4 protein-coding genes are annotated in these 3,898 nt (G+C 70.7%); 2 read left to right on the top strand and 2 right to left on the bottom strand.

Annotated features, from left to right (window positions below; all coding sequences use genetic code 11):
* Positions 1 to 211 precede the first annotated feature (211 nt).
* On the bottom strand, positions 212 to 1,066 hold the full coding sequence (locus G6023_RS15085) for a mycofactocin-coupled SDR family oxidoreductase (RefSeq protein ID WP_061227410.1): 855 nt from the start codon (positions 1,064 to 1,066) through the stop codon (positions 212 to 214).
* A 78-nt stretch (positions 1,067 to 1,144) separates the two neighbouring features.
* Here G6023_RS15085 and G6023_RS15080 point away from each other — a divergent pair, with 78 nt between their 5' ends.
* Complete coding sequence (locus tag G6023_RS15080) at positions 1,145 to 2,392, top strand: acyl-CoA dehydrogenase family protein (RefSeq protein WP_154828939.1); 1,248 nt, start codon at positions 1,145 to 1,147, stop codon at positions 2,390 to 2,392.
* Positions 2,389 to 3,195, top strand: coding sequence for an SDR family oxidoreductase (locus G6023_RS15075; RefSeq protein ID WP_182636281.1), 807 nt, complete (start codon positions 2,389 to 2,391; stop codon positions 3,193 to 3,195). The genes G6023_RS15080 and G6023_RS15075 overlap by 4 nt, the downstream gene beginning before the upstream one ends.
* Positions 3,196 to 3,207: 12 nt before the next feature.
* On the opposite strand, the gene G6023_RS15070 is transcribed toward G6023_RS15075, so the two are convergent.
* The coding region (locus G6023_RS15070; protein WP_206681006.1) for a hypothetical protein at positions 3,208 to 3,898 on the bottom strand (691 nt) is incomplete at its 5' end.

Here is a 3,898-nt window from a genome sequence, read left to right as displayed (position 1 = left end):
GAGCCCGCGCGAGACGAGGCCGGCGGCGAACCGGCGGACCTCGTCGAGCAGGTGGGCCCACGTCCAGCGGGTGTCCTGGCCGGGCTGCACGTCGACGATCGCCTCGCGCTCCGGCCACGACCGGGCCGCGCGACGCAGGGCGGCGGGGGTGGTCTCCACGGTGGTGCTCATGGCCTGCACCCTACCAAGCAAGTGCTTGGTTTGGGCGGCGTCAGTACTTGAGCGCTCCCCGGTCGACCGTGAGCTGGACGCCGGAGATCGACCGCGAACCGTCGCCGGCGAGGTAGGAGACCACCTCGGAGACCTCCTCGGGCGGCATGAAGTCGGCGAGCGTGCTCGCGCCGTCCACGCGGGCGTTCTTCAGGGGCATCGGCGAGAAGCTGTGGAGGAACGACGGGAAGCGGCCGAAGAGGTCGGCCATGCCCTCGGGATCGATCATCGGCGTGTCCACCGAGTAGGGGTGGATCGAGTTGACGCGGATGCCGAACTCGCCCACCTCGAGTGCGAGGGCGTTGGTCAACGCCACCAGGCCGGCCTTCGAGGCCGAGTAGTGCCCGTTCCCGGGCGTCGCCTTGAGGCCCGCGGACGAGCTGACGATGATGATCGACCCGCCGTTTCCCGCCTCGATCATCGCCGGCACCGCCGCACGGATCGTCCGCCACGTGCCGCTGAGGTTGACGCCGATGACCGTGTCCCAGTCGTCCTCCGGCATCTCCCACAGTCGCCCCCAGCTGAGCACGGCGGCATTGGCGACCAGGATGTCCAACCGTCCGAAGGTGGAGATCGTGCGGGCGACGAGATCCTGCAGCGCGCCCAGGTCGCGGATGTCGAGGACCGCCGAGATCGCGCGCCGGCCGGTCTCCTCCACGAGGCGGACGGTCTCGGCCAGGTCGTCCGGCGTGGGTGCGGGATAGGTGGCGGACCCGGACACCGGCGCGCAGACGTCGACGACGACGAGGTCCGCGCCCTCCGAGGCGAGGCGGACCGCATGGGCCCGGCCCTGGGCGCGCGCGGCGCCGGTGATGAAGGCGACCTTGCCGGACAGGGGCTGAGACGGGGAGTTCATGGGCGTCATCCAAACCGATCCCGGCGTGGGCGGAGGGCGGTTCCGGCAAACCAAGCAAGTGCTTGGTAGTGTGGGCGTATGACCGAGAGTTCGGCACCCGAGAAGTGCACGCCCGCGTCGGAGATGACCGACGACGAGTTCGCGGCGGAGTTCCGCACCTGGTTGGATGCCAACCTCGTCGGCGAGTTCGCCGAGATCAAGGGCGTCGGCGGCCCCGGCAGCGAACACGAGTTCTTCCCGCAACGCCTCGCCTGGGAGCGGCACATGGCGGCGGCGGGGTGGACCTGCGTCGGCTGGCCGGTCGAGCACGGCGGGCGCGGTGCGTCGCTCAGCCAGCAGGTGCGGTTCCACGAGGAGTACGCCAAGGCGGACGCCCCGGCGCGGGTGTCCCACCTCGGTGAGACGCTCCTCGGCCCGACCCTGATCGCCCACGGGACCCGGGAGCAGAAGGACCGATTCCTGCCGCGGATCATCGACGTCACCGAACTGTGGGCTCAGGGGTACTCCGAGCCCGGCGCCGGGTCCGACCTGGCCAACGTCTCGACGACCGCCGAACTCGGGGATGACGGCAGGTGGCACCTCAACGGGCAGAAGGTGTGGACCTCGCTCGCGCACCTCAGTCAGTGGGTGTTCGTGGTGGCCCGCACGGAAGCGGGTACGAGCCGGCACAAGGGACTGAGTTTCCTCCTGGTCCCGCTCGACCAGCCGGGTGTGGAGATCCGCCCGATCCAGCAACTGACAGGGACCTCCGAGTTCAACGAGGTCTTCTTCGACGATGCGGTCACCGACGCCGGCATGATCGTGGGGGAGCGGGGCGACGGCTGGAAGGTGGCCATGACCCTGCTCGAGTTCGAGCGGGGGGTCTCCACCCTGGGCCAGCAGGTCGGCTTCGCCCGCGAACTCGACGAGATCGTCGCGATGGCCCGCGCGAACGGCAGCGCCGAGGTGCCCGCCGTGCGCGAGCGCATCACCCGCGCGTGGATCGGGCTCAAGGTGATCCGTGCCCACGCGCTGCGGACCCTCGCCGAGCGCGACTCCTCCGGTGGCAACGCCTCCGCCGCGAAGCTGCTGTGGGCCAACTGGCACCGCGACCTCGGCGAGCTCGCGATGGAGGTGCAGGGGGCACAGTCCCTCACCGGTCCCACCCACACCTCCGAGGGAGCGCCCAACGACCTCCGCGACCCCGAGAACCTCGAGCTCGCGCAGTGGCAGCGGCTCTTCCTGTTCACCCGCTCCGACACCATCTACGGCGGATCGAACGAGATCCAGCGCAACATCATCTCCGAGCGCGTGCTCGGACTACCCCGAGAGGCAAGGCCGTCATGACCGAGCAGAAATCCCCCCTCGCCGTCGTCCCCGAGGAGACCCCCGGACACGGACTGCTCAAGGGAAAGAAGGTCGTGGTGACCGCGGCGGCCGGGACCGGGATCGGCTTCTCGGCGGCCCGACGCGCGGCGCTCGAGGGCGCCGACGTCCTGGTCTCCGACTTCCACAAACGCCGCATGAACGAGGCCCGCGACGCGCTCGCCGCCGAGTTCCCGGACCAGCAGATCGAGTCGCTGACCTGCAACGTCCAGTCGACCGCCGACGTCGACGCGCTGATCGCCGGTGCCGCGGAGAAGCTGGGCCGGATCGACGTGCTCATCAACAACGCCGGACTCGGCGGCGAGACCGAACTCGTCGACATGACCGACGAGGACTGGGACCGTGTCCTCGACATCACCCTGAACGGCACCTTCCGCGCGACGCGCGCGGCGCTGCGGTACTTCCGCGACGCGGAGCACAACGGCGTGATCGTCAACAACGCCTCCGTGCTGGGCTGGCGCGCGCAGCGGGCGCAGGCCCACTACGCCGCCGCCAAGGCCGGCGTCATGGCGCTGACCCGCTGCTCCGCGATCGAGGGCGCGGACTTCGGCGTGCGCATCAATGCGATCGCCCCGTCGATCGCGCGGCACAAGTTCCTCGAGAAGTCGGCCTCGTCCGAGCTGCTCGACGAGCTCGCCTCGAAGGAGGCGTTCGGGCGGGCCGCCGACGTGTGGGAGGTCGCCGCGACCATCGCCATGCTCGCAAGCGACTACACGACCTACCTCACGGGCGAGGTCGTCTCCATCTCCTCGCAGCGCGCCTGACGGGCAGCGGCATCAGGCGGTCCGGACCTTCTCCGCCTGCGCTGCGAAGAGCTCGAGGGCGGTGTCCCGGGCCTCGTCGGAGATCGGCCCGTCGGTGCCGGACGCCGTGACGGAGATGCCGAGCCCGCGGACGACGCCCGTGATCATCACGTTCGACGTCCGGATGGACTGCCCCATCATGGTCATCGAGTTGTCCTGGACCACGGCCGCGAAGTCCTCGACCCCCTCCGGGGCGTCGACCTCCAGCAGCGAGTTCTGCGCCTCGGTGATCATCTCCTCGCCCTGGAGCGGGAACGCGACCGTCATGACCGGGCAGTCCTGGATCTGCTGCGCACGCGCGGCCAGGCCGTCGGTCACCCGGGTCACGGCCACCGCGAACGAGGTGCCCCCGACCTGGCCGGCCTGGATCGCCATCGCGTCCGGCTCCGACTGCGCACCCAGCCCGTCCTGACTGATGTCCGCGCACTGCTCCGGCTCGACGCGGACATCGGACGTGAACGCGCCGAGCGCGTCCATCCCGCCGGCGATCTCATCCGCGGGGACGGGTTGCAGCCCGACCTCCGGGGCGTCCTCGGCGGTGAGGACGAGCTGCTCGACCTTGCCGGGCGGCGGGGTCGACCCCGGATCGGCGGGCTCCGACGACACTGCGGACTCCGACGACGCTGCCGACCCCGCCGGTTCGGCCGACTCGGCCGCGGCGGTG

This window comes from Dietzia sp. DQ11-71, from assembly GCF_014144995.1.
Lineage (GTDB): Bacteria > Actinomycetota > Actinomycetes > Mycobacteriales > Mycobacteriaceae > Dietzia > Dietzia kunjamensis.
The sequence above is the reverse complement of the archived record's forward strand: the minus strand, read 5'-3'. Positions and strand labels throughout refer to the sequence as shown.

What these genes read in the sequence shown, in the direction of transcription:
- G6023_RS15085 (WP_061227410.1), bottom strand. Translation starts at nt 1,066, where the DNA reads ATGAACTCCCCGTCTCAGCCCCTGTCCGGCAAGGTCGCCTTCATCACC.
- G6023_RS15080 (WP_154828939.1), top strand. Translation starts at nt 1,145, where the DNA reads ATGACCGAGAGTTCGGCACCCGAGAAGTGCACGCCCGCGTCGGAGATG.
- G6023_RS15075 (WP_182636281.1), top strand. Translation starts at nt 2,389, where the DNA reads ATGACCGAGCAGAAATCCCCCCTCGCCGTCGTCCCCGAGGAGACCCCC.